Source organism: Vibrio sp. J2-3(2022) (assembly GCF_021725735.1).
Lineage (GTDB): Bacteria > Pseudomonadota > Gammaproteobacteria > Enterobacterales > Vibrionaceae > Vibrio > Vibrio diabolicus.
Genome location: NZ_JAKKCK010000003.1, coordinates 298251 through 318494, shown reverse-complemented (window position 1 = coordinate 318494; position 20244 = coordinate 298251). Strand labels below are relative to the sequence as shown.

Below are 20244 nucleotides of genomic sequence, written 5' to 3'. Positions count from 1 at the left end.
CTTTCCTTACTTCGTTACGATTACGCGGTTGGTTTTTCAGGCTCTACCGTTGAGTCTAGCTCTTCTACTGTGTGGTGGTGGTTGGTGAAGACACAAATATCACCCGCGATATTGAGAGCTTTTTCCGCGATCTCACGAGCATCTAGATCTGTGTTTTCTAGTAGGGCGGTTGCGGCAGCTTGTGCGTAAGCACCACCAGAGCCAATCGCAATCAGGTCGTGTTCTGGCTGTACGACATCACCATTACCGGTAATGATTAACGATGCGGTTTCGTCGGCAACGGCAAGCAAGGCTTCGAGCTTGCGCAGAGCACGATCGCTACGCCAGTCTTTGGCTAGCTCAACCGCAGCCTTAGTTAGGTGGCCTTGGTGCATTTGCAGCTTGCTTTCGAAGCGCTCAAAAAGGGTGAAGGCATCTGCAGTGCCGCCAGCAAAGCCCGCTAGTACTTGGTTGTTATATAGGCGGCGAACTTTGCGCGCATTACCTTTCATTACGGTATTGCCTAGAGATACTTGGCCATCACCCGCGATGACGACTTTATTATTTCGACGTACAGATACAATGGTAGTCACAGTCGACCTCTTGATTATTTCTCTTTGGATTTAATTCAGTATATGGGGGAAGGGAAATGGGGATTCAAGGGGGCAAAAAGAAAGGCCCTAGGATCTTAGCTCCTAGGGCCTGAGTTTAAAGATTTTCTTTCCAAATCGCACATGGCTCGATTTTCGCGCGTTGCAGTTTATGACGGTCACGTTCTGCATCACGTTTGAACTTATACGGACCTAGCACCACGCGATACCATGAACTGCCTTCTTTCTTACGAATCTTGCTCGACATCCCTTGGAACGCGATTGCAAGCTTGCGCTCTTCCGCTTGTGCCTGGGTTTTGTACGCGCCACACTGCATGATGTAAGGAATTTTAGAAACTTCAATTTCTTTGGCCACAACTTCAACTTCACGTTTCGGTAGTGACTCAACATATTCCCACTTTTCTTCTGGTGGTGGCGGCAAGTCTTTTTTCGGCTTTGGTTTGCTTACAGTGGTTGTTGGCTGCTTCACGACAGGTTGTTTGGGTTCTGGGTCGCTACTCAAAAGGTAAAGACCATAGCCAAAACCACCCACGAGCAAGATAGCGAGCAGGCCACTACGCCAAGGTTTTTTTCTTCTCGGCGGCTGTTTTTTTGTCGACTTTTTTGGGGCGCCTCGCCCCCGTCTTACATAATCTCTATTTGCCACGGTTATTTCTGGTCATCAAGGATTCTTGCAAATATGTTAATCCAGAACGAGTTGAGAAAACACCCTATTGATAGAATCTTGATAGCTAAAGCGCGACAACGCCCGAGTGTAGGAGTGTGTTTCCGTTCTTGCTTATATTTATTCGGGGATACACAAAAAGCAGGAGGGGCAAATAAAAAGCGGCGCCTTAGCACCGCTTTGGGTATGAATACCTAATCTTTAGGTTAAGGGCGCTGTGGTGGCGCTGCACTTCCGCGAATGACGAGGTTAGTTTCAAGTAGACGCGAGCCTGAATGCACGTCGTGTCCTTTTAACATCTCAAGCATCATTAGCATCGCTTGTCGACCAATCTCATAGCGAGGCTGAGAGATAGTGGTCAACGGTGGATCGCAGTACTGAGCGAAGTTAATGTCATCAAAGCCCACAACAGAGAGATCTTGCGGTACTCGTAAGCCAAGCTTTTTCGCTTCTTGAATTGCGCCGATGGCCATTGTGTCACAGTGGCAGAAAATAGCCGTTGGTGGCTCTGGCAATTCGAGCAGTTTACGAACGGCTTTTGCTCCGCCATCAAAAGAGAACTCAGTAATGACACTATATTGTGGATCTTTATTGATGCCGGCACGGCGCAGGGCTTGTTGGTAGCCTTGCTGGCGGAACTGACACAATATTGCTGTATCTGGTCCAGAGATTTGAGCGATGCGTTTATGACCTAGTTGGGTTAGGTAATTCACCGCTTCAAATGCTGAGGTCAGGTTGTCAATATGTACTGTCGGAAGTTCTAACTCTGGCGCAAATTCACACGCCATTACCATCGGAGGTAAGTTCTTTTGTTCTGGCTTACTGACATCGAACGGTAGATCTGTGCCAAGCAGTAGCATTCCATCCGCCTGCTTAGTAAATACGAGGTTAACGAAAGAACTTTCGCGTTTCTTCTGTTGTCCGCTATCGCCCAGCAGGACTAGATAGCCATGTTCCATGGCAGCATCTTCAATGCCGCGAATAATTTCAGAAAAATAAGGATCACAGATGTCGGGAACGATAGTGACAATGGTTTTTGATTCGTTTCTACGTAAGTTACGCGCTAATGAGTTTGGAGAATAACCCGCTTCAAGTACGGCATCTTCTACTCTTTTTCTCGTTGAAGAAGAGACCTTCTCTGGGTTCATTAATGCTCGAGATACCGTAGCCGTAGACACTCCCGCAAGCTGGGCAACATCCTTCATTGTCGCCATAGTTTTTAACCTCTCGTTTATTTTTTTGCCAAGATGACGTTATTCCGGTTTGAAATCATAGTAATCACGCTGAGTTAGAGCAGCGTTTGCTCTTCGCTCAGTTCGTGTTAACAAGTGGAAAAATGGATTCTTCACTGCGACATCAATTTGTGGGAATAGTCATTGTTTTAATCTAAGTCTGTGCGAACAAGTCACTTTAGACTTTTCTAATTTGGATAGTCTATTCATTTCTAAAGTGAAAGTTACGGTCTGTTTAACAAAAATTGCAATCCCGTCGTGATGCTCGTCACATTAAATGGTAATTCATTACATAGTTAAACGTTTGCTAGCTGAGATCTTGTGGCTCTATGTCTAAATTCCAGCGAACTTTCTTGGCATTTGGCAACAACTCAATAGCAGGTTTGGCACTGGTTAATAACTTTTGCATCAATGAACGATGCTGGGTTTGAAGTAACAGCTGCCAGCGGTATTTGCCTGCGCGTTTGGCGAGAGGTGATGGTGTTGGACCCAGCACCATGCAAGTGTCGTCAAATAAAGGGTGCGATTCTAAGGTAAAGCGAACCTGACGTAAGAAGTCTTCAACCACTTCACTTTGGTTTGCTTCTGCTTTAAACAGAGTCAAGAAACTATAAGGCGGAAGCTGAGCCAGTTTGCGTTCTTCCAGAGCTGTCATAGCAAAGTGACGATAGTCTTTTTGAAGTAGGGCTTGCAGCAAGCTGTGCTCAGGATGGTGAGTTTGCAGGATCACTTCGCCAGGTTTACTTGCTCGGCCAGCACGACCTGCGACCTGAATAAACAGCTGAGCTAATCGCTCCGAAGCGCGAAAATCACTACTATACAAAGAGCCATCAACATCCAAAAGAGCAACGAGCGTTACATTTGGAAAGTGGTGCCCCTTAGCCAGCATTTGAGTGCCTATCAGTATTTGGTATTCACCTTTACGAATCGATTCAAGGGCATCTTCCAAACTACCTTTACGACGTGTACTGTCTCTGTCGATACGAATGGCTTTGTATTCTGGAAACAACTGAGCCAATTGTTGTTCGAGCTGTTCCGTTCCTACGCCGACGGTAACCAGTTGAGTTGAACCACATCCCTGACACTGATGAATGACAGGTTGTTGTGAGCCGCAGTGATGGCAGCGTATTTCGTTGCTGTAATGGTGGAACGTATAGTACGCATCACAGCGTTTACATTCTGCAATCCAACCACATTCATGGCACATCAAAGCGGGCGAGAAACCTCGGCGGTTAAGAAACAACATAACCTGATTGCCCATTTTTAAGTGTTTGCGCATTTCGGCAATCAGTTGGGCGGATAAGCCACTTTCTAAATACTGACCTTTTACATCTAACACTTTATTGGTGGTTGGCACGGCAGAGCCAGCTCGTTGGGTGAGTGTTAAATGGTGATATTTACCAGACAGCGCATTATGTAGGGTTTCTAACGCTGGCGTCGCTGAGCCAAGGACAATCGGCACTTGCTCTTTATGGGCGCGCATGACAGCAACATCACGAGCGTGGTAACGCAAGCTGTCTTGTTGCTTATAAGAGGAGTCATGCTCTTCATCAACGATAATAATCCCCAAGTCAGCAAAAGGTGTCAGTAGGGCTGAGCGCGTACCAATGATGATTCCCGCGGCTTTATCGCGAGCCGATAACCAGGCGTTTAAACGCTCTGTTTCATTCAAACCGGAATGAATCACATCTACCGGGACATTAAATCGATGCTTAAAGCGGTTGATGGTTTGGGGCGTTAGACCGATCTCAGGTACTAAAACTAATGCTTGCTTCCCTTGCTCTAGAACGGGCTTGATAAGGTTTAAGTAAACTTCGGTTTTACCGGATCCCGTGACCCCTTCTAATAAATAGCAAGCAAAGCCCGTTTGGCTATTTACGCTGGCAATCGCGAGTGCTTGTTCGTGGTTAAGCTTTGGTTTCTCTACCGCACACTCTACATTTTGACTCCATTTCGTAATAACCGGCTTTTTCTCGATGCGCTCGACCCAACCTTTTTCTTCGAGGTTTTTTAAGATGGTTGAGTTTACTTCTTGATCCAAGAGCTCTTGATGCGGGATCGGTCCGTTGACCATCATTTGGAGTGCACGCTGTTGTTTTATTGCACGTCCAAGCCCTTGCATTAGCTTATTTCTTCCTGCTTCTGTCAGTTGCCATTCTTGTAGTGTTGCAAAGTCAGCCGGTTTGCCTTTCCTCAGCGCGGCAGGCATTGCATTGTGTAGAGTGTCACCTAGAGGGTACTGATAGAACTGGCTGCACCAATTTAGCAGAGAATAAAGCGTCTCTGACCATATCGGTTGGGAGTCTAATACCGCTTTGATTGGCTTAAGCTGATCTTTAGGAAAGTCGGAGTGGTTCACCATGGCGGTGACGATGCCGACTAAGGTTTGGCGTCCAAAAGGTACGGAAACGCGTCCACCAATGATCGGAAACAGGTGCCCCGGAATGGCGTAATCGAATTGTTTGTCGAGCGGAACGGGTAATGCCACTCTAGCAATGGTTGGACGCATAAATTCTTAGCTATTAAAAAGAGGGAAAGGAAATGAGAGTCTATTAAAATCGGTATGGAAATTCGAGTAAAGCCATGTGATTCAGCGTGAATCGTGCCTCTATGATTAGTCTGGCTAAAAAAGTGGCGAAAAAGTTGCCAAATGTGTTGATCCGAGCAATGTGATTCTTTACTATATCGCGCCTTGAGATATGGCTTCGGCAATTAGTTGATGCGGTATCCCATTTTATTATTAATTGCGTGTGGTGTGCGGCTTAGATTCGTATAGCGACACGGCCTACTATTGAGGTTATCCCATGAAAGCTGGTATCCACCCAGAATACAAAGCAGTAAAAGCGACTTGTTCTTGCGGCAACTCTTTTGAGTTCAACTCTACTCTAGGTAAAGAGTCTATCCACCTAGACGTATGTGACAAGTGTCACCCATTCTACACTGGTAAGCAACGTATCGTTGATACAGGCGGCCGTGTTGATCGCTTCAACAAGCGTTTCGGTGCACTATCAAGCGGTAAGAAATAATAGCAGCCGCTATTACGATTACAGTTTAGAAAAGGACGCTTCGGCGTCCTTTTTGTTTTAATGGCTACCAAGCGAAGAGGAATGTATGGGGTTTGGAATATTCCCGATTATTTTTCATTCAGCGCTTGCAACCTAAAGTGTGATCTGTATAATGCAGCGCACTGGTTAAGCCAGTTGTGAACCAATGAGCAGTGAGGAGCGAGCAAATCTAAAGATTTGCGAGGTAATGTATACTCAGCTTATGTTCGCGGTTAATACAATTAGCTATCTTTTCTTCGGAAAAACTATCCTCAAAGGTGACTTTGGCATATAGGGATAGTTAATCGAAAATTAACTGACAATGCGTCCTAATCTTGGATGCTACGGTTTCACATAAATCAATCGGCATTCTCTCGTCTTGACGAGTTTGAGTGGCGATATTGTTTGTGTAATTTATTAAATTTGGAGCTCTGTCTCATGCAGAACCAACGTATCCGTATCCGCCTAAAAGCTTTCGATTACAAACTAATCGATGCTTCTACAGCGGAAATCGTTGAAACAGCTAAGCGCACTGGCGCACAGGTTCGTGGTCCAATCCCACTGCCAACTCGTAAAGAGCGTTTCACAGTTCTTATCTCTCCACACGTTAACAAGAAAGCACGTGACCAGTACGAAATCCGTACTCACAAGCGTCTAATCGACATCGTTGAGCCAACAGACAAGACTGTTGATGCTCTAATGCGTCTAGACCTTGCTGCGGGCGTTGACGTTCAAATTAGCCTAGGTTAAGGGAGATTAGAAGTATGATTGGTCTAATCGGTCGTAAAGTGGGCATGACCCGCGTATTTACTGAAGAAGGCGTTTCTATCCCAGTAACTGTTGTTGAGGTTGAAGCTAACCGTGTTTCTCAAGTGAAAACTCTTGAAACTGACGGCTACGCAGCAATCCAGGTTACAGCTGGTTCTAAGAAAGCTAACCGCGTAAACAAAGCTGAAGCAGGTCACTTTGCTAAAGCTGGCGTTGAAGCTGGTCGCGGTCTTTGGGAATTCCGTTTAGAAAACGGCGAAGAGTTCGAAGTTGGTTCAGAACTAACTGTTGAACTATTCAACGAAACTAAGAAAGTAGACGTTACTGGTACATCTAAGGGTAAAGGTTTCCAAGGCGCTGTTAAGCGTTGGAACTTCCGTACTCAAGATATGACTCACGGTAACTCATTGTCTCACCGTGCTCCTGGTTCTATCGGTCAATGTCAGACTCCAGGTCGCGTATTTAAAGGCAAGAAAATGGCAGGTCACATGGGTGCTGAGCGTGTAACGACTCAAAACCTAGAGATCGTACGTGTTGACGCTGAGCGCAACCTGCTTCTTATTAAAGGTGCAGTCCCAGGCGCAACTGGCGGCAACGTGATCGTTAAACCAGCTGTTAAAGCATAACGTCTCAGGAGTAAGTAATGGAACTAATGGTTAAAGGTGCCGATGCACTAACTGTTTCCGAAACTACTTTCGGACGTGAGTTTAACGAAGCTCTTGTACACCAAGTAGTTGTTGCGTACGCAGCAGGTGCTCGTCAAGGTACTCGTGCTCAAAAAACACGTTCAGAAGTTTCTGGCGGTGGCGCTAAGCCATGGCGTCAAAAAGGTACTGGCCGTGCGCGTGCTGGTACAATCCGTAGCCCAATCTGGCGTACAGGTGGTGTTACTTTTGCTGCGAAACCACAAGATCACAGCCAAAAAGTAAACAAAAAAATGTACCGTGGTGCTATGAAGAGCATTCTTTCTGAGCTTGTTCGTCAAGAGCGTCTAATCGTTGTTGATAACTTCTCAGTTGAAGCACCAAAGACTAAAGAGCTAGTTGCTAAGCTTAAAGAGCTTGAGCTAACTGACGCTCTAATCGTGACTAGCGAAGTAGATGAGAATCTATTCCTAGCTGCTCGTAACCTATACAAAGTTGACGCACGTGATGTTGCTGGTATCGATCCAGTATCTCTAATCGCGTTTGACAAAGTTGTAATGACTGCAGAAGCAGTTAAGCAAGTAGAGGAAATGCTAGCATGATCACTGAAGAGCGTATCCTAAAAGTTCTACGTGCACCGCACATCTCTGAAAAAGCAACTATGGCAGCTGAGAAAGCGAACACTATCGTTTTCAAAGTAGCTAAAGATGCGACTAAAAAAGAGATCAAAGCAGCTGTAGAAAAGCTATTTGAAGTTGAAGTTAAGTCTGTAAATACTCTTATCACTAAGGGTAAGACCAAACGTCAAGGTCTACGCCAAGGTCGCCGCAGCGACGTTAAGAAAGCGTACGTTACTTTGAAAGAAGGTCAAGATCTTGACTTCGTTGGCGGCGCGGAATAACAGGAGTAGTTAAAAATGGCTATTGTTAAATGTAAGCCGACTTCCCCTGGTCGTCGTCACGTTGTTAAAGTTGTTAACGCTGACCTACACAAGGGCAAGCCATACGCACCTCTTCTAGAGAAAAACTCTAAGAACGGTGGTCGTAACAACAAGGGTCGTATCACAGTACGTCACATCGGCGGTGGTCACAAGCACCACTACCGTGTAGTTGACTTCAAACGTACTAAAGATGGTATTCCAGCGACAGTTGAGCGTCTTGAATACGATCCAAACCGTAGCGCAAACATTGCTCTAGTTCTTTACAAAGACGGTGAGCGTCGCTACATCCTAGCACCTAAAGGTGTTGTAGCTGGTGATGTTATTCAGTCTGGTGTTGATGCACCAATCAAAGCTGGTAACACTCTACCAATGCGTAATATCCCAGTAGGTTCAACAGTACATAACGTTGAACTTAAGCCTGGTAAAGGTGGTCAGCTAGCTCGTTCGGCTGGTGCTTACGCTCAAATCGTTGCTCGCGACGGTGCGTACGTAACTATCCGTCTACGTTCTGGCGAGATGCGCAAAGTTCTTTCTGAAGGCCGTGCAACAATCGGTGAAGTTGGTAACTCTGAGCACATGCTACGTGAACTTGGTAAAGCAGGTGCATCACGTCATCGCGGTATCCGTCCAACGGTTCGTGGTGTTGTAATGAACCCGATTGACCACCCACACGGTGGTGGTGAAGGCCGTACTTCTGGTGGTCGTCACCCAGTATCTCCTTGGGGTATGCCTACTAAAGGCTTCAAGACTCGTAAGAACAAACGCACTGACAAGTACATCGTACGTCGTCGTAACAAGTAATCTATATAAAGAGGAATCGCCATGCCACGTTCTCTCAAGAAAGGTCCTTTTATTGACCTACACTTGCTGAAGAAGGTAGAGAAAGCGGTGGAAAGCGGAGACAAAAAGCCTATTAAGACTTGGTCCCGTCGTTCAATGATCATCCCTACGATGATCGGTTTGACCATCGCTGTCCATAATGGTCGTCAGCACGTACCAGTATTTGTAACTGATGAAATGATCGGTCACAAACTGGGTGAATTCGCACCAACACGTACTTACCGCGGTCACGCTGCGGATAAGAAAGCTAAGAAGCGCTAAGGAGTAAATAATGGAAGCAATTGCTAAACATAACTTTGCTCGCATTTCGCCTCAGAAAGCTCGCTTAGTTGCGGATCTAATCCGTGGTAAATCTGTTGACCAAGCTCTAGAAATCCTAACGTTCAGCAACAAAAAAGCTGCTGCACTAGTTAAGAAAGTTCTAGAGTCTGCTATCGCTAACGCGGAGCACAACGAAGGTGCAGATATTGACGATCTGAATGTCGCAAAAATCTTTGTAGATGAAGGCCCAACCATGAAGCGTATTATGCCTCGTGCTAAAGGTCGTGCGGATCGTATCTTGAAGCGTTCAAGCCACATCACTGTTGTTGTAGCAGATCGCTAGAGACTAGGAGAGTAAGCAATGGGTCAAAAAGTACATCCAAATGGTATTCGTCTAGGCATCGTTAAGCCTTGGAATGCTACATGGTTTGCTAACACCAAAGATTTCGCTGACAACCTAGACGGCGACTTCAAGGTACGTCAGTTCCTTACAAGTGAACTGAAAAAAGCGTCTCTATCACGTATCGTTATCGAGCGTCCTGCTAAGAGCATCCGTGTGACTATTCACACTGCTCGTCCAGGCGTTGTTATCGGTAAGAAAGGTGAAGACGTTGAGAAGCTACGCGCAGCTGTAGCTAAAATTGCAGGTGTACCAGCGCAAATTAATATCGCTGAAGTACGTAAGCCTGAACTAGATGCGCAACTTGTTGGTGACAGCATCGCGTCTCAGCTAGAGCGTCGTGTTATGTTCCGTCGTGCTATGAAGCGCGCAGTACAAAACGCAATGCGCCTAGGCGCTAAAGGTATCAAAGTGGAAGTAAGCGGTCGTCTAGGCGGCGCTGAAATCGCACGTTCAGAGTGGTACCGTGAAGGCCGTGTGCCTCTACACACTCTACGTGCTGACATTGATTACGCAACTTCTTCGGCTCACACTCAATACGGTGTGATCGGCATTAAAACTTGGATCTTCAAAGGTGAAATCCTAGGTGGTATGCCAGCAGCTAACGCTGTAGAGCCTAAAGGCGACAAGCCTAAGAAGCAGCGTAAAGGCCGTAAGTAAGGAGTCGACAGATGCTACAACCTAAACGTACTAAGTTCCGTAAGGTTCAGACTGGTCGTAACCGTGGTCTAGCTAAAGGTACTGATGTAAGCTTCGGCGAATTCGGTCTTAAAGCTGTTGGCCGTGGTCGTCTAACTGCTCGTCAAATCGAAGCGGCACGTCGTGCAATGACACGTCACGTTAAGCGTCAAGGTAAAATCTGGATCCGTGTGTTCCCAGACAAACCAATCACAGAAAAACCACTTGAAGTTCGTCAAGGTAAGGGTAAAGGTAACGTTGAGTACTGGGTAGCCCAAATCCAACCTGGTAAGGTTATGTACGAAATGGGTGGTGTACCTGAAGAATTGGCACGTGAAGCGTTCCGTCTTGCGGCACGTAAACTGCCTTTCAAAACTACATTTGTAACTAAGCAGGTGATGTGATGAAAGCACAAGATCTACGCGAGAAAAGCGTTGAAGAGCTTAACGCTGAGCTAATGAATTTGCTACGTGAACAGTTCAACTTGCGCATGCAAGCTGCGACTGGTCAACTACAGCAAACTCATACTCTGAAAGCTGTACGCCGTGATATCGCACGTGTGAAAACTGTTTTGACTGAGAAGGCAGGCGCATAATGAGCGAAGTAAAACGTACTCAACAAGGTCGTGTTGTTAGCGATAAGATGGACAAGTCTATCACTGTTGCTATCGAGCGTTTCGTAAAACACCCAATCTACGGTAAATACGTAAAACGTACGACTAAAGTACACGCACATGACGAGAACAACGAGTGTGGCCTAGGCGACACAGTTGAAATCGCAGAGTGTCGTCCACTGTCTAAGACTAAGTCTTGGACTTTGGTAAAAGTTCTAGAAAAGGCGAAGATTTAATCTCGTTAATTCTATGAAACTAAAGCGGCTCCAAAATATTTTTGGAGCCGTTTATTTTTTGACTACCCAATCACAAAAAAGGGTGGTACAATTCGCGTCCCTTTTAAAGAGGCAGCCCGACCCGTGATGGGTCTAGTTATTAATATTTAGCGGAGCACTAACATGATCCAAATGCAAAGTATGCTGGACGCAGCTGATAACTCAGGCGCACGCAGCGTAATGTGTATTAAGGTTCTGGGTGGCTCTCACCGCCGTTATGCACATATCGGTGACGTCATCAAAGTTACTGTGAAGGAAGCAATCCCTCGCGGTAAAGTTAAAAAAGGTGATGTTCTGAAGGCGGTGGTAGTGCGCACCCGTAAAGGCGTACGTCGTCCTGACGGTTCTGTCATTCGCTTCGACCGAAATGCTTGCGTATTGCTAAACGACAATACTGAGCAACCAATCGGTACACGTATCTTTGGTCCTGTGACACGCGAACTTCGTGGCGATAAGTTCATGAAGATCGTTTCACTGGCTCCAGAAGTTCTGTAAGGAGCACGTAGAAATGGCAGCTAAAATCCGTCGTAATGACGAAGTAATCGTTCTTGCTGGTAAAGACAAAGGCAAGAAAGGTAAAGTAACTAAGGTTCTAGCAACTGGTAAAGTTATCGTTGAAGGTATCAACCTAGTTAAGAAGCATCAGAAACCTGTTCCAGCTATGGGTATCCAAGGCGGTATCGTAGAGCAAGAAGCAGCAATCGACGTTTCTAACGTGGCGATTTTCAACGCAGCTACTGGTAAAGCTGACCGTATCGGTTTCCGTTTTGAAGACGGCAAAAAAGTTCGTTTCTTCAAGTCTAACGGCGAAACCGTTTCTAACTAATAGAAGTAATTTGGAGTTCTACTATGGCGAAACTGCATGATTACTACAAGTCGTCTGTAGTCGCTGAACTGACCAAACAGTTCGGTTACACAAGCGTCATGCAAGTCCCTAGAATCGAGAAAATCACCCTAAACATGGGTGTTGGTGAAGCAATCAACGATAAGAAACTGCTAGAAAATGCAGCGTCTGATATGGCAACGATCTCTGGTCAAAAGCCACTTATCACAAAAGCGCGCAAATCTGTTGCAGGTTTCAAAATCCGTGAAGGCTACCCTATCGGTTGTAAAGTAACCTTGCGTGGCGAACGTATGTGGGATTTTCTTGAGCGTTTAATTAACATCGCTCTTCCACGTGTACGTGACTTCCGTGGTGTTAGCGCTAAGTCTTTTGACGGTCGCGGTAACTACAGCATGGGCGTTCGCGAGCAAATCATCTTCCCGGAAATCGACTTTGATAAAGTTGATCGTGTACGCGGTTTAGACATCACTATTACGACGTCTGCTGGTACTGATGAGGAAGGCCGTGCTCTGCTGGCTGCCTTTAACTTCCCATTCCGTAAGTAAGGTGAAGGGTTACTGTTATGGCTAAACAATCAATGAAAGCACGTGAAGCTAAACGTGCACAGCTAGTAGCTAAGTTCGCTGAAAAGCGTGCAGCGCTAAAAGCTATCATCAGCGATGTAAACGCATCTGAAGAAGATCGTTGGAACGCGGTTCTTACACTGCAATCTCTTCCACGTGATTCAAGTGCATCACGTCAGCGCAACCGTTGCAACCAAACTGGTCGTCCACACGGTTACCTACGTAAGTTCGGTCTAAGCCGTATTAAGGTTCGTGAAGCTTGCATGAAAGGCGAGATTCCGGGTCTTCGTAAGGCTAGCTGGTAATTGCCACTTAATCATTTGGAGTAAATCATATGAGCATGCAAGATCCGATTTCGGATATGCTGACCCGCGTTCGTAACGGTCAGGCAGCAAACAAAGTTGCTGTAAAAATGCCTTCTTCAAAGCTTAAAGTTGCAATTGCTGCACTACTAAAAGCTGAAGGTTACATCGTTGACTTCGCTGTTGAAGGCGAAGCAAAACCTGAGCTAGAAGTTACACTTAAGTACTTCCAAGCTAAACCAGTAATCGAGCAACTTAAACGTGTTTCTCGTCCAGGTCTACGTGTTTACAAGAAGAAAGATGAACTTCCTTCTGTAATGGGTGGTCTTGGTATTGCTATCGTTTCAACTTCCAAGGGTCTTATGTCAGACCGCGCTGCACGTAAAGCAGGTCTTGGTGGTGAAATCATCGCTTACGTAGCTTAATAAGGAGTAGACTATGTCTCGTGTTGCAAAAGCACCTGTCGCTATTCCAGCTGGCGTAGAGGTGAAACTAAACGGCCAAGAAATCACTGTAAAAGGTGCGAAAGGCGAACTAACTCGCGTTCTTAACGATGCAGTTGTAATCGCTCAGGAAGAAAATAACCTGACTTTCGGTCCTAAAGAAGGTGTTGCTAACGCATGGGCTCAAGCAGGTACTGCTCGCGCTCTAGTTAACAACATGGTTGTTGGTGTTACTGAAGGCTTTACTAAGAAGCTAACTCTTAAAGGTGTAGGTTACCGTGCTGCTATCAAAGGCAACGCTGTAGGTCTAACACTAGGCTTCTCACACCCAGTTGAGCACGAGTTGCCAGCGGGTATTAAAGCTGAATGTCCAAGCCAAACTGAAATCGTGATCACTGGTGCTGACAAGCAACTAGTTGGTCAAGTTGCGGCTGACATTCGTTCTTACCGTGAGCCTGAGCCATACAAAGGCAAAGGTGTTCGTTACGCAGATGAAAATGTGCGTACTAAAGAAGCTAAGAAGAAGTAAGGTAACACTATGGATAAGAAAGCATCTCGCATCCGTCGTGCTACACGTGCACGTCGTAAGATTGCAGAACTGGGTGCGACTCGCCTAGTTGTACACCGTACTCCTCGTCACGTGTACGCACAGGTTATCGCGGCTAACGGCTCTGAGGTTATCGCAGCAGCTTCTACTGTAGAAAAAGCGATCCGTGAGCAAGTGAAATACACTGGTAACGTTGATGCAGCTAAAGCAGTGGGTAAAGCTATTGCTGAGCGCGCTCTTGAGAAGGGCGTAACTGCAGTTGCATTTGATCGTTCTGGTTTCCAATACCACGGTCGAGTAGCGGCGCTAGCAGAATCTGCTCGCGAAGCTGGTCTGAAATTCTAAGGTAGGGTTGGAAGATGGCTAAAGAACAACAAGTTCAAGCGAATGATTTGCAAGAAAAGCTAATCGCAGTTAACCGCGTATCTAAGACGGTTAAAGGCGGTCGAATCATGAGCTTCACTGCACTAACAGTAGTTGGTGACGGTAATGGTCGTGTAGGTTTCGGTTACGGCAAAGCTCGTGAAGTACCTGCAGCGATTCAAAAAGCAATGGAAAAAGCGCGTCGTAACATGACTACGATCGCTCTAAACGAAGGCACTCTTCACCACCCAGTGAAAGGTCGCCATTCGGGCTCTAAAGTTTACATGCAGCCTGCTGCAGAAGGTACTGGTGTTATCGCAGGTGGTGCGATGCGTGCAGTACTAGAAGTTGCTGGTGTACACAACGTACTATCTAAAGCGTACGGTTCTACGAACCCTATCAACATCGTTCGTGCAACGATCGATGCACTAGGTAGCATGAAGTCACCAGAAATGGTTGCTGCTAAACGTGGTCTAACTGTTGAATCTATTTCGGAGTAAGAACACCATGGCAACTATTAAAGTAACTCAAACTAAAAGCTCAATTGGTCGTCTGCCAAAGCACAAAGCTACTTTGCGCGGTCTAGGTCTTCGTAAAATCAACCACACAGTAGAACTTGAAGATACTCCGTGTATTCGCGGTATGATCAACAAGGTTTACTACATGGTTAAAGTTGAGGAGTAATCAGAATGCGTTTGAATACTCTAGCACCGGCTGCTGGCGCGAAAACTTCTGCGAAGCGAGTAGGTCGTGGTATCGGTTCAGGCCTAGGTAAAACTGGTGGCCGTGGTCACAAAGGTCAAAAATCACGTTCTGGCGGCAGTGTTCGTCCAGGTTTCGAAGGCGGTCAGATGCCTCTGAAACAACGTCTACCAAAATTCGGTTTCACTTCTCGTAAGAGCCTAGTGTCTGCTGAAGTTCGTCTAGCTGAGCTAGCGAAAGTTTCTGGTGACGTAGTTGATCTAAACAGTCTTAAAGCTGCTAACATCATCACTAAGAACATCGAATTTGTAAAAGTTGTTCTTTCTGGTGAAATCAACAAAGCAGTGACTGTGAAAGGTCTACGTGTGACTAAAGGCGCTAAAGCTGCAATCGAAGCTGCAGGCGGTAAAATCGAGGAATAATCTCGAGGAACGAGGTACAGATGGCTAAGAAACCAGGACAAGATTTTCGTAGTGCTCAGAGCGGCTTAAGTGAACTAAAGTCGCGCTTGTTATTCGTAATTGGTGCACTTTTAGTATTCCGAGCCGGCTCCTTTGTGCCGATTCCTGGTATTGACGCTGCTGTACTTGCCGATTTGTTCGAACAGCAAAAAGGTACCATCGTTGAAATGTTTAACATGTTCTCCGGTGGTGCTCTTGAGCGTGCATCTATATTAGCATTGGGCATCATGCCGTATATTTCGGCATCTATTGTTGTCCAATTGCTAACTGTAGTTCATCCAGCGTTAGCTGAACTCAAAAAAGAGGGTGAAGCAGGCCGTCGTAAGATCAGCCAATACACACGCTACGGCACGCTTGTACTTGCAACCTTCCAAGCTATAGGTATTGCAACTGGCCTACCAAACATGGTCGACAATCTGGTTGTTATCAACCAAACCATGTTTACGCTAATTGCTACCGTAAGTTTAGTAACCGGTACCATGTTCTTAATGTGGTTAGGTGAACAAATTACAGAGCGAGGAATTGGTAACGGTATTTCGATACTGATTTTTGCAGGTATTGTTGCTGGATTGCCTTCTGCAATCGGTCAAACAATCGAGCAAGCGCGTCAAGGTGAATTGCATGTACTTCTTCTGTTGCTAATCGCGGTATTAGCTTTTGCAGTCATTTACTTCGTTGTTTTCATGGAACGTGGTCAACGCCGAATCGTCGTTAACTACGCGAAGCGTCAACAAGGTCGTAAAGTATTTGCTGCACAAAGCTCGCATCTGCCTCTTAAAATTAACATGGCAGGTGTTATTCCAGCGATTTTTGCATCAAGCATTATCTTGTTCCCAGGAACATTGGCTCAGTGGTTTGGTCAAAACGGCGAGAGCAGCGCGTTCGGTTGGTTAACTGACGTGTCTTTGGCTCTTAGCCCAGGTCAACCGTTGTATGTAATGCTTTATGCAGCAGCAATTATCTTCTTCTGTTTTTTCTACACGGCGTTGGTTTTCAACCCGCGTGAAACAGCAGATAACTTGAAGAAGTCTGGTGCATTCGTACCCGGTATCCGCCCAGGTGAGCAGACAGCGAAGTACATTGATAAAGTAATGACACGTTTAACCCTTGCTGGTGCACTGTACATTACCTTTATCTGTCTGATTCCCGAGTTCATGATGGTCGCGTGGAACGTACGTTTCTATTTCGGCGGTACATCGCTACTAATCGTAGTTGTTGTAATTATGGACTTTATGGCACAGGTACAGACTCATCTGATGTCTCAACAGTATGATTCTGTGTTGAAGAAAGCGAATCTGAAAGGCTACGGCCGTTAATCCGGCGGTAGACTCAGTTTCATTTACGGAGTTTAGCAATGAAAGTTCGTGCTTCCGTTAAAAAAATCTGCCGTAACTGTAAAGTAATCAAGCGTAACGGTGTCGTTCGCGTGATTTGCAGTGAGCCAAAGCACAAACAGCGCCAAGGCTAATTAGCAGAAATTTTTACTTGAAAATGAAGGTTGGGTCGAGTATATTCCTCGGCCTACCTTTTGCGTGCAAAAGAAGTAGTATTCCGCAGCGTATCCATAACGGGCTTTGCTGCGGCTAATTCTTTTATAGAAACACTTAGGAGTGAATAATGGCCCGTATAGCAGGCATTAACATTCCTGATCAGAAACATGCAGTAATCGCTCTAACAGCGATCTACGGCATCGGTAAAACTCGCTCTCAAGCTATCCTAGCTGAAGTGGGTATTGCTGAAAATGTTAAGATCAGTGAACTAACTGAAGAGCAGATCGATCAACTGCGTGATGGTGTAGCTAAGTACACTGTAGAAGGTGATCTACGTCGTGAAGTATCTATGAACATCAAGCGTCTTATGGACCTTGGCTGTTACCGTGGTCTTCGTCATCGTCGCAGTCTACCACTACGTGGACAGCGTACTAAAACCAACGCTCGCACCCGTAAGGGTCCGCGTAAGCCGATCAAGAAATAATCGGGAAGGTAGAGTACAATGGCTAAACAACCAACTCGCGCTCGTAAGCGCGTACGCAAGCAAGTTGCAGATGGCGTTGCGCACATCCATGCTTCTTTCAATAACACAATCGTAACCATTACTGACCGTCAAGGTAACGCTCTTGCATGGGCTACTGCAGGTGGTTCTGGTTTCCGTGGTTCTCGTAAGTCTACTCCGTTCGCTGCACAGGTTGCTGCTGAGCGTTGTGCTGAAATGGCTAAAGAATACGGCCTAAAGAACTTGGAAGTTATGGTTAAGGGTCCTGGTCCAGGTCGCGAATCTACTGTTCGTGCACTAAACGCCGCTGGTTTCCGCATCACAAACATCGTTGATGCTACACCAATCCCTCATAACGGTTGTCGTCCACCTAAGAAACGTCGCGTATAACGTTTCTAGGACAATTGGAGAAGAATCATGGCAAGATATTTGGGTCCTAAGCTGAAGCTTAGCCGTCGTGAAGGCACTGACTTATTCCTTAAGTCTGGTGTTCGCGCGATCGATACCAAGTGTAAAATTGATAACGCACCAGGTGTACACGGCGCTCGTCGCGGTCGTCTATCTGAGTATGGCGTTCAGCTTCGTGAGAAGCAAAAAGTACGTCGTATGTACGGCGTTCTAGAAAAACAATTCCGTAACTACTACAAAGAAGCTGCTCGCCTAAAAGGCAACACTGGTGAAAACCTACTTCAGCTTCTTGAAGGTCGTCTTGATAACGTAGTTTACCGCATGGGCTTTGGTGCAACTCGCGCAGAAGCACGTCAGCTAGTTAGCCACAAAGCTATCCTAGTAAACGGTAAAGTTGTAAACGTTCCTTCTTTCAAAGTAGCGGCTAATGACGTTGTTTCTATTCGCGAGAAAGCTAAACAGCAAGCTCGTATTAAAGCTGCTCTAGAAGTTGCTGAACAACGTGAAAAACCAACTTGGATTGAAGTAGATGGTGGCAAGATGGAAGGTACATTCAAGCGTATGCCTGAGCGTTCTGATCTATCAGCTGACATCAACGAACAATTGATCGTCGAGCTTTACTCTAAGTAAGGTTTAAACTAAAGAGAGGACACAATGCAGGGTTCTGTAACAGAATTTCTTAAGCCACGTCTAGTTGACATCGAACAAATCAGCTCGACTCACGCAAAAGTAACTCTTGAGCCATTAGAGCGTGGCTTTGGTCATACTCTGGGTAATGCACTTCGCCGCATTCTTCTATCTTCTATGCCTGGTTGTGCAGTGACAGAAGTAGAAATCGAAGGCGTACTTCACGAGTACAGCACTAAAGAAGGCGTACAAGAAGATATTCTTGAAATCCTTCTAAACCTTAAAGGTTTGGCAGTGCGTGTTGCTGAAGGCAAAGATGAAGTGTTCATTACTTTGAACAAATCAGGCTCGGGCCCTGTGGTTGCAGGTGACATCACCCATGATGGTGATGTAGAGATCGCTAACCCTGAACACGTTATTTGTCACCTAACGGATGACAACGCTGAAATCGCAATGCGTATTAAAGTAGAACGTGGTCGTGGTTATGTTCCAGCTTCTGCGCGTATCCATAACGAAGAAGACGAGCGTCCAATCGGTCGCCTACTAGTAGATGCTACTTACAGCCCAGTAGACAAAATTGCCTACGCTGTAGAAGCAGCTCGTGTAGAACAGCGCACTGATCTAGACAAGCTTGTTATCGATATGGAAACAAACGGTACTCTAGAACCTGAGGAAGCAATCCGTCGTGCAGCTACAATCCTAGCTGAACAATTGGATGCATTCGTAGATCTTCGTGATGTACGAGTTCCTGAGGAGAAAGAAGAGAAGCCAGAATTCGATCCGATCCTACTGCGTCCTGTAGACGATCTTGAACTAACAGTTCGCTCTGCTAACTGTCTGAAAGCAGAAGCGATTCACTACATCGGTGATCTAGTACAACGTACTGAGGTTGAGCTACTTAAAACGCCTAACCTTGGTAAAAAATCTCTTACTGAGATTAAAGACGTACTTGCGTCACGTGGTCTGTCTCTGGGCATGCGCCTAGAAAACTGGCCACCTGCATCAATCGCTGAAGATTAATCGATACTAGTTAGAAGGATTAGGTCATGCGCCATCGTAAGAGTGGTCGTCAACTCAACCGCAACAGCTCACATCGCAAAGCGATGTTCAGCAACATGGCTAGCTCTCTAGTACGTCATGAAGTTATCAAGACTACTTTGCCAAAAGCAAAAGAGCTACGTCGCGTAGTTGAGCCTTTGATTACACTAGCTAAGACTGACAGTGTTGCTAACCGTCGTCTAGCATTTGCACGTACTCGTGACAACGAAGTAGTTGCAAAACTATTTAACGAACTAGGTCCACGTTTTGCTGCTCGTCAGGGCGGTTACACTCGTATCCTAAAAGCTGGCTTCCGTGCTGGTGATAAAGCTCCAATGGCTTACATTGAGCTTGTAGATCGCCCAGCTGCTGAAGAAGCTGCTGAGTAATCAGTTCGTAAGAACGAGAAAGCCGAGCGTTAGCTCGGCTTTTTTGTATCTGCGATTCAGTAAATCTTTATATCCAGCCTGCATTTATTTTACTCCATGCAGACTGGCAATTTAAAAAGTGATTATCACTTGCGCTTATTTACTAGTATTCCACAACCCGCCCAACGAACTTAGAAGTCCCTCGCTAGCGCCTTGCTTGTTCAAGTAATCCAAGATTACTGGAGCAAACTGACTGATCATAGAGGGATCTAAACCCAGCGTATCAAAAGCGCTTTTTACTGCACTAATATTCTCAATATTCCCCAGTAAGCTTTGTGCTCCTTGCAAGTTTGAAAGCCCAGGAATCAAAGACTGTAATTCACTGCTATTTTCTTGTGAAAGCTGGCTTTGAGCCAAAGCGAGTAGTGCGCCACTACCTCCAGCCGCTTGTTCTGTAGATACAGGTAATTGGCTAGTTAGCATGTCTGTCAATGGAGATGATTCAGTGTTCAGGCTACTACCTACCATATCCATTAGGCCACTTTCTTTACTTTTTTGCGTGACGGAATCTAAGAATGCGTGTGCACTACCAATGTTCATTGATAAGAGTGCCAGAGTCAGGAGTGTTTTACGCATA

The 20244-nt window shown here is 45.8% G+C and carries 34 protein-coding genes; 29 read left to right on the top strand and 5 right to left on the bottom strand.

The genetic code is table 11. The features are described 5' to 3' along the window. Positions 1-20 precede the first annotated feature (20 nt). The 4 genes from hslV to priA all read right to left on the bottom strand — a co-directional run bounded on the left by hslV (position 21) and on the right by priA (position 4995). Positions 21-572 (bottom strand): ATP-dependent protease subunit HslV, encoded by a 552-nt coding sequence (gene hslV / locus L3V27_RS13920; RefSeq protein WP_005383176.1) that lies wholly within the window; start codon positions 570-572, stop codon positions 21-23. Positions 573-687: 115 nt separating this feature from the next. Beyond that, positions 688-1236 (bottom strand): cell division protein FtsN, encoded by a 549-nt coding sequence (gene ftsN / locus L3V27_RS13915; protein WP_017820300.1) that lies wholly within the window; start codon positions 1234-1236, stop codon positions 688-690. A gap of 224 nt (positions 1237-1460) precedes the next feature. Next, positions 1461-2489 carry a DNA-binding transcriptional regulator CytR gene (cytR, locus tag L3V27_RS13910; RefSeq protein ID WP_254901949.1) on the bottom strand — a complete coding sequence of 343 codons (1029 nt, stop codon included), beginning with the start codon at positions 2487-2489 and terminating at the stop codon, positions 1461-1463. Positions 2490-2793: 304 nt separating this feature from the next. Further along, entirely contained in the window at positions 2794-4995 is a 2202-nt protein-coding gene (priA, locus tag L3V27_RS13905) for a primosomal protein N' (RefSeq protein ID WP_237312072.1), read from the bottom strand. A gap of 295 nt (positions 4996-5290) precedes the next feature. Between priA and rpmE the strand changes: the two genes are divergently transcribed. From rpmE to rplQ, 29 genes are all read left to right on the top strand, one after another. Continuing rightward, positions 5291-5512 carry a 50S ribosomal protein L31 gene (gene rpmE / locus L3V27_RS13900; RefSeq protein WP_005379546.1) on the top strand — a complete coding sequence of 74 codons (222 nt, stop codon included), beginning with the start codon at positions 5291-5293 and terminating at the stop codon, positions 5510-5512. A 456-nt stretch (positions 5513-5968) separates the two neighbouring features. Beyond that, positions 5969-6280, top strand: a complete 312-nt coding sequence (gene rpsJ, locus L3V27_RS13895; protein WP_004410492.1) for a 30S ribosomal protein S10 — start codon at positions 5969-5971, stop codon at positions 6278-6280. Between the two features lie 14 nt (positions 6281-6294). After that, positions 6295-6924, top strand: a complete 630-nt coding sequence (gene rplC / locus L3V27_RS13890; protein WP_005379555.1) for a 50S ribosomal protein L3 — start codon at positions 6295-6297, stop codon at positions 6922-6924. A 17-nt stretch (positions 6925-6941) separates the two neighbouring features. Continuing rightward, positions 6942-7544 carry a 50S ribosomal protein L4 gene (gene rplD, locus L3V27_RS13885; RefSeq protein WP_005379556.1) on the top strand — a complete coding sequence of 201 codons (603 nt, stop codon included), beginning with the start codon at positions 6942-6944 and terminating at the stop codon, positions 7542-7544. Continuing rightward, positions 7541-7843 (top strand): 50S ribosomal protein L23, encoded by a 303-nt coding sequence (gene rplW / locus L3V27_RS13880; RefSeq protein ID WP_004398471.1) that lies wholly within the window; start codon positions 7541-7543, stop codon positions 7841-7843. Before rplD ends, rplW begins: the two co-directional genes overlap by 4 nt. A gap of 15 nt (positions 7844-7858) precedes the next feature. Beyond that, positions 7859-8683: a 50S ribosomal protein L2 gene (rplB, locus tag L3V27_RS13875; RefSeq protein WP_005383168.1), complete on the top strand. Its 825-nt coding sequence runs from the start codon at positions 7859-7861 to the stop codon at positions 8681-8683. Between the two features lie 21 nt (positions 8684-8704). Beyond that, complete coding sequence (gene rpsS, locus L3V27_RS13870; RefSeq protein ID WP_004394525.1) at positions 8705-8983, top strand: 30S ribosomal protein S19; 279 nt, start codon at positions 8705-8707, stop codon at positions 8981-8983. Between the two features lie 10 nt (positions 8984-8993). Beyond that, positions 8994-9326 (top strand): 50S ribosomal protein L22, encoded by a 333-nt coding sequence (gene rplV / locus L3V27_RS13865; protein WP_005383164.1) that lies wholly within the window; start codon positions 8994-8996, stop codon positions 9324-9326. Positions 9327-9344: 18 nt separating this feature from the next. After that, complete coding sequence (rpsC, locus tag L3V27_RS13860) at positions 9345-10043, top strand: 30S ribosomal protein S3 (RefSeq protein ID WP_005383161.1); 699 nt, start codon at positions 9345-9347, stop codon at positions 10041-10043. Between the two features lie 11 nt (positions 10044-10054). Next, complete coding sequence (gene rplP, locus L3V27_RS13855) at positions 10055-10465, top strand: 50S ribosomal protein L16 (RefSeq protein WP_005379577.1); 411 nt, start codon at positions 10055-10057, stop codon at positions 10463-10465. Further along, complete coding sequence (gene rpmC / locus L3V27_RS13850) at positions 10465-10656, top strand: 50S ribosomal protein L29 (protein ID WP_005379576.1); 192 nt, start codon at positions 10465-10467, stop codon at positions 10654-10656. The genes rplP and rpmC overlap by 1 nt, the downstream gene beginning before the upstream one ends. Further along, positions 10656-10910, top strand: a complete 255-nt coding sequence (gene rpsQ / locus L3V27_RS13845) for a 30S ribosomal protein S17 (RefSeq protein ID WP_005379575.1) — start codon at positions 10656-10658, stop codon at positions 10908-10910. Before rpmC ends, rpsQ begins: the two co-directional genes overlap by 1 nt. A 162-nt stretch (positions 10911-11072) precedes the next feature. After that, a complete protein-coding gene (rplN, locus tag L3V27_RS13840) occupies positions 11073-11444 on the top strand; it encodes a 50S ribosomal protein L14 (protein WP_004410450.1) in 372 nt (123 codons plus the stop codon). A gap of 13 nt (positions 11445-11457) precedes the next feature. Further along, positions 11458-11775, top strand: a complete 318-nt coding sequence (rplX, locus tag L3V27_RS13835; RefSeq protein WP_005379574.1) for a 50S ribosomal protein L24 — start codon at positions 11458-11460, stop codon at positions 11773-11775. Between the two features lie 23 nt (positions 11776-11798). Then, on the top strand, positions 11799-12338 hold the full coding sequence (gene rplE, locus L3V27_RS13830) for a 50S ribosomal protein L5 (RefSeq protein ID WP_005379573.1): 540 nt from the start codon (positions 11799-11801) through the stop codon (positions 12336-12338). A gap of 17 nt (positions 12339-12355) precedes the next feature. Further along, complete coding sequence (rpsN, locus tag L3V27_RS13825) at positions 12356-12661, top strand: 30S ribosomal protein S14 (RefSeq protein ID WP_012841173.1); 306 nt, start codon at positions 12356-12358, stop codon at positions 12659-12661. Between the two features lie 29 nt (positions 12662-12690). Next, on the top strand, positions 12691-13083 hold the full coding sequence (gene rpsH, locus L3V27_RS13820; protein ID WP_005379572.1) for a 30S ribosomal protein S8: 393 nt from the start codon (positions 12691-12693) through the stop codon (positions 13081-13083). A 13-nt stretch (positions 13084-13096) separates the two neighbouring features. After that, on the top strand, positions 13097-13630 hold the full coding sequence (rplF, locus tag L3V27_RS13815; RefSeq protein WP_005392377.1) for a 50S ribosomal protein L6: 534 nt from the start codon (positions 13097-13099) through the stop codon (positions 13628-13630). Positions 13631-13639: 9 nt separating this feature from the next. Beyond that, positions 13640-13993 (top strand): 50S ribosomal protein L18, encoded by a 354-nt coding sequence (gene rplR, locus L3V27_RS13810; RefSeq protein WP_005379568.1) that lies wholly within the window; start codon positions 13640-13642, stop codon positions 13991-13993. A 14-nt stretch (positions 13994-14007) separates the two neighbouring features. After that, on the top strand, positions 14008-14511 hold the full coding sequence (rpsE, locus tag L3V27_RS13805; RefSeq protein ID WP_004745894.1) for a 30S ribosomal protein S5: 504 nt from the start codon (positions 14008-14010) through the stop codon (positions 14509-14511). A gap of 7 nt (positions 14512-14518) precedes the next feature. Beyond that, a complete protein-coding gene (gene rpmD / locus L3V27_RS13800; protein ID WP_005379565.1) occupies positions 14519-14695 on the top strand; it encodes a 50S ribosomal protein L30 in 177 nt (58 codons plus the stop codon). Positions 14696-14700: 5 nt separating this feature from the next. After that, entirely contained in the window at positions 14701-15135 is a 435-nt protein-coding gene (rplO, locus tag L3V27_RS13795; protein WP_005383155.1) for a 50S ribosomal protein L15, read from the top strand. A gap of 20 nt (positions 15136-15155) precedes the next feature. After that, positions 15156-16490, top strand: coding sequence for a preprotein translocase subunit SecY (gene secY, locus L3V27_RS13790; RefSeq protein WP_005379562.1), 1335 nt, complete (start codon positions 15156-15158; stop codon positions 16488-16490). A 38-nt stretch (positions 16491-16528) separates the two neighbouring features. Next, positions 16529-16642, top strand: coding sequence for a 50S ribosomal protein L36 (gene rpmJ / locus L3V27_RS13785; RefSeq protein ID WP_000868186.1), 114 nt, complete (start codon positions 16529-16531; stop codon positions 16640-16642). A 149-nt stretch (positions 16643-16791) separates the two neighbouring features. Continuing rightward, the gene (rpsM, locus tag L3V27_RS13780; RefSeq protein ID WP_005383154.1) at positions 16792-17148 is read left to right on the top strand and encodes a 30S ribosomal protein S13; all 357 of its coding nucleotides are present in this window, start codon (positions 16792-16794) and stop codon (positions 17146-17148) included. An 18-nt stretch (positions 17149-17166) separates the two neighbouring features. Beyond that, positions 17167-17556 carry a 30S ribosomal protein S11 gene (gene rpsK / locus L3V27_RS13775; RefSeq protein WP_001118870.1) on the top strand — a complete coding sequence of 130 codons (390 nt, stop codon included), beginning with the start codon at positions 17167-17169 and terminating at the stop codon, positions 17554-17556. A 27-nt stretch (positions 17557-17583) separates the two neighbouring features. Continuing rightward, the gene (gene rpsD, locus L3V27_RS13770; protein ID WP_005383146.1) at positions 17584-18204 is read left to right on the top strand and encodes a 30S ribosomal protein S4; all 621 of its coding nucleotides are present in this window, start codon (positions 17584-17586) and stop codon (positions 18202-18204) included. Between the two features lie 24 nt (positions 18205-18228). Further along, positions 18229-19221 (top strand): DNA-directed RNA polymerase subunit alpha, encoded by a 993-nt coding sequence (gene rpoA, locus L3V27_RS13765; protein ID WP_005383143.1) that lies wholly within the window; start codon positions 18229-18231, stop codon positions 19219-19221. 26 nt (positions 19222-19247) lie between these two features. Beyond that, complete coding sequence (gene rplQ, locus L3V27_RS13760; protein ID WP_005383141.1) at positions 19248-19628, top strand: 50S ribosomal protein L17; 381 nt, start codon at positions 19248-19250, stop codon at positions 19626-19628. A 135-nt stretch (positions 19629-19763) separates the two neighbouring features. Here rplQ and L3V27_RS13755 read toward each other — a convergent pair whose 3' ends face one another. Continuing rightward, positions 19764-20243, bottom strand: a complete 480-nt coding sequence (locus tag L3V27_RS13755) for a DUF2780 domain-containing protein (RefSeq protein ID WP_012841172.1) — start codon at positions 20241-20243, stop codon at positions 19764-19766. Between the last annotated feature and the right edge of the window lies 1 nt (position 20244).

What these genes read in the sequence shown, in the direction of transcription:
- priA (WP_237312072.1), bottom strand. Translation starts at nt 4,995, where the DNA reads ATGCGTCCAACCATTGCTAGAGTGGCATTACCCGTTCCGCTCGACAAA.
- rpmE (WP_005379546.1), top strand. Translation starts at nt 5,291, where the DNA reads ATGAAAGCTGGTATCCACCCAGAATACAAAGCAGTAAAAGCGACTTGT.
- rpsJ (WP_004410492.1), top strand. Translation starts at nt 5,969, where the DNA reads ATGCAGAACCAACGTATCCGTATCCGCCTAAAAGCTTTCGATTACAAA.
- rplC (WP_005379555.1), top strand. Translation starts at nt 6,295, where the DNA reads ATGATTGGTCTAATCGGTCGTAAAGTGGGCATGACCCGCGTATTTACT.
- rplD (WP_005379556.1), top strand. Translation starts at nt 6,942, where the DNA reads ATGGAACTAATGGTTAAAGGTGCCGATGCACTAACTGTTTCCGAAACT.
- rplW (WP_004398471.1), top strand. Translation starts at nt 7,541, where the DNA reads ATGATCACTGAAGAGCGTATCCTAAAAGTTCTACGTGCACCGCACATC.
- rplB (WP_005383168.1), top strand. Translation starts at nt 7,859, where the DNA reads ATGGCTATTGTTAAATGTAAGCCGACTTCCCCTGGTCGTCGTCACGTT.
- rpsS (WP_004394525.1), top strand. Translation starts at nt 8,705, where the DNA reads ATGCCACGTTCTCTCAAGAAAGGTCCTTTTATTGACCTACACTTGCTG.
- rplV (WP_005383164.1), top strand. Translation starts at nt 8,994, where the DNA reads ATGGAAGCAATTGCTAAACATAACTTTGCTCGCATTTCGCCTCAGAAA.
- rpsC (WP_005383161.1), top strand. Translation starts at nt 9,345, where the DNA reads ATGGGTCAAAAAGTACATCCAAATGGTATTCGTCTAGGCATCGTTAAG.
- rplP (WP_005379577.1), top strand. Translation starts at nt 10,055, where the DNA reads ATGCTACAACCTAAACGTACTAAGTTCCGTAAGGTTCAGACTGGTCGT.
- rpmC (WP_005379576.1), top strand. Translation starts at nt 10,465, where the DNA reads ATGAAAGCACAAGATCTACGCGAGAAAAGCGTTGAAGAGCTTAACGCT.
- rpsQ (WP_005379575.1), top strand. Translation starts at nt 10,656, where the DNA reads ATGAGCGAAGTAAAACGTACTCAACAAGGTCGTGTTGTTAGCGATAAG.
- rplN (WP_004410450.1), top strand. Translation starts at nt 11,073, where the DNA reads ATGATCCAAATGCAAAGTATGCTGGACGCAGCTGATAACTCAGGCGCA.
- rplX (WP_005379574.1), top strand. Translation starts at nt 11,458, where the DNA reads ATGGCAGCTAAAATCCGTCGTAATGACGAAGTAATCGTTCTTGCTGGT.
- rplE (WP_005379573.1), top strand. Translation starts at nt 11,799, where the DNA reads ATGGCGAAACTGCATGATTACTACAAGTCGTCTGTAGTCGCTGAACTG.
- rpsN (WP_012841173.1), top strand. Translation starts at nt 12,356, where the DNA reads ATGGCTAAACAATCAATGAAAGCACGTGAAGCTAAACGTGCACAGCTA.
- rpsH (WP_005379572.1), top strand. Translation starts at nt 12,691, where the DNA reads ATGAGCATGCAAGATCCGATTTCGGATATGCTGACCCGCGTTCGTAAC.
- rplF (WP_005392377.1), top strand. Translation starts at nt 13,097, where the DNA reads ATGTCTCGTGTTGCAAAAGCACCTGTCGCTATTCCAGCTGGCGTAGAG.
- rplR (WP_005379568.1), top strand. Translation starts at nt 13,640, where the DNA reads ATGGATAAGAAAGCATCTCGCATCCGTCGTGCTACACGTGCACGTCGT.
- rpsE (WP_004745894.1), top strand. Translation starts at nt 14,008, where the DNA reads ATGGCTAAAGAACAACAAGTTCAAGCGAATGATTTGCAAGAAAAGCTA.
- rpmD (WP_005379565.1), top strand. Translation starts at nt 14,519, where the DNA reads ATGGCAACTATTAAAGTAACTCAAACTAAAAGCTCAATTGGTCGTCTG.
- rplO (WP_005383155.1), top strand. Translation starts at nt 14,701, where the DNA reads ATGCGTTTGAATACTCTAGCACCGGCTGCTGGCGCGAAAACTTCTGCG.
- secY (WP_005379562.1), top strand. Translation starts at nt 15,156, where the DNA reads ATGGCTAAGAAACCAGGACAAGATTTTCGTAGTGCTCAGAGCGGCTTA.
- rpmJ (WP_000868186.1), top strand. Translation starts at nt 16,529, where the DNA reads ATGAAAGTTCGTGCTTCCGTTAAAAAAATCTGCCGTAACTGTAAAGTA.
- rpsM (WP_005383154.1), top strand. Translation starts at nt 16,792, where the DNA reads ATGGCCCGTATAGCAGGCATTAACATTCCTGATCAGAAACATGCAGTA.
- rpsK (WP_001118870.1), top strand. Translation starts at nt 17,167, where the DNA reads ATGGCTAAACAACCAACTCGCGCTCGTAAGCGCGTACGCAAGCAAGTT.
- rpsD (WP_005383146.1), top strand. Translation starts at nt 17,584, where the DNA reads ATGGCAAGATATTTGGGTCCTAAGCTGAAGCTTAGCCGTCGTGAAGGC.
- rpoA (WP_005383143.1), top strand. Translation starts at nt 18,229, where the DNA reads ATGCAGGGTTCTGTAACAGAATTTCTTAAGCCACGTCTAGTTGACATC.
- rplQ (WP_005383141.1), top strand. Translation starts at nt 19,248, where the DNA reads ATGCGCCATCGTAAGAGTGGTCGTCAACTCAACCGCAACAGCTCACAT.
- L3V27_RS13755 (WP_012841172.1), bottom strand. Translation starts at nt 20,243, where the DNA reads ATGCGTAAAACACTCCTGACTCTGGCACTCTTATCAATGAACATTGGT.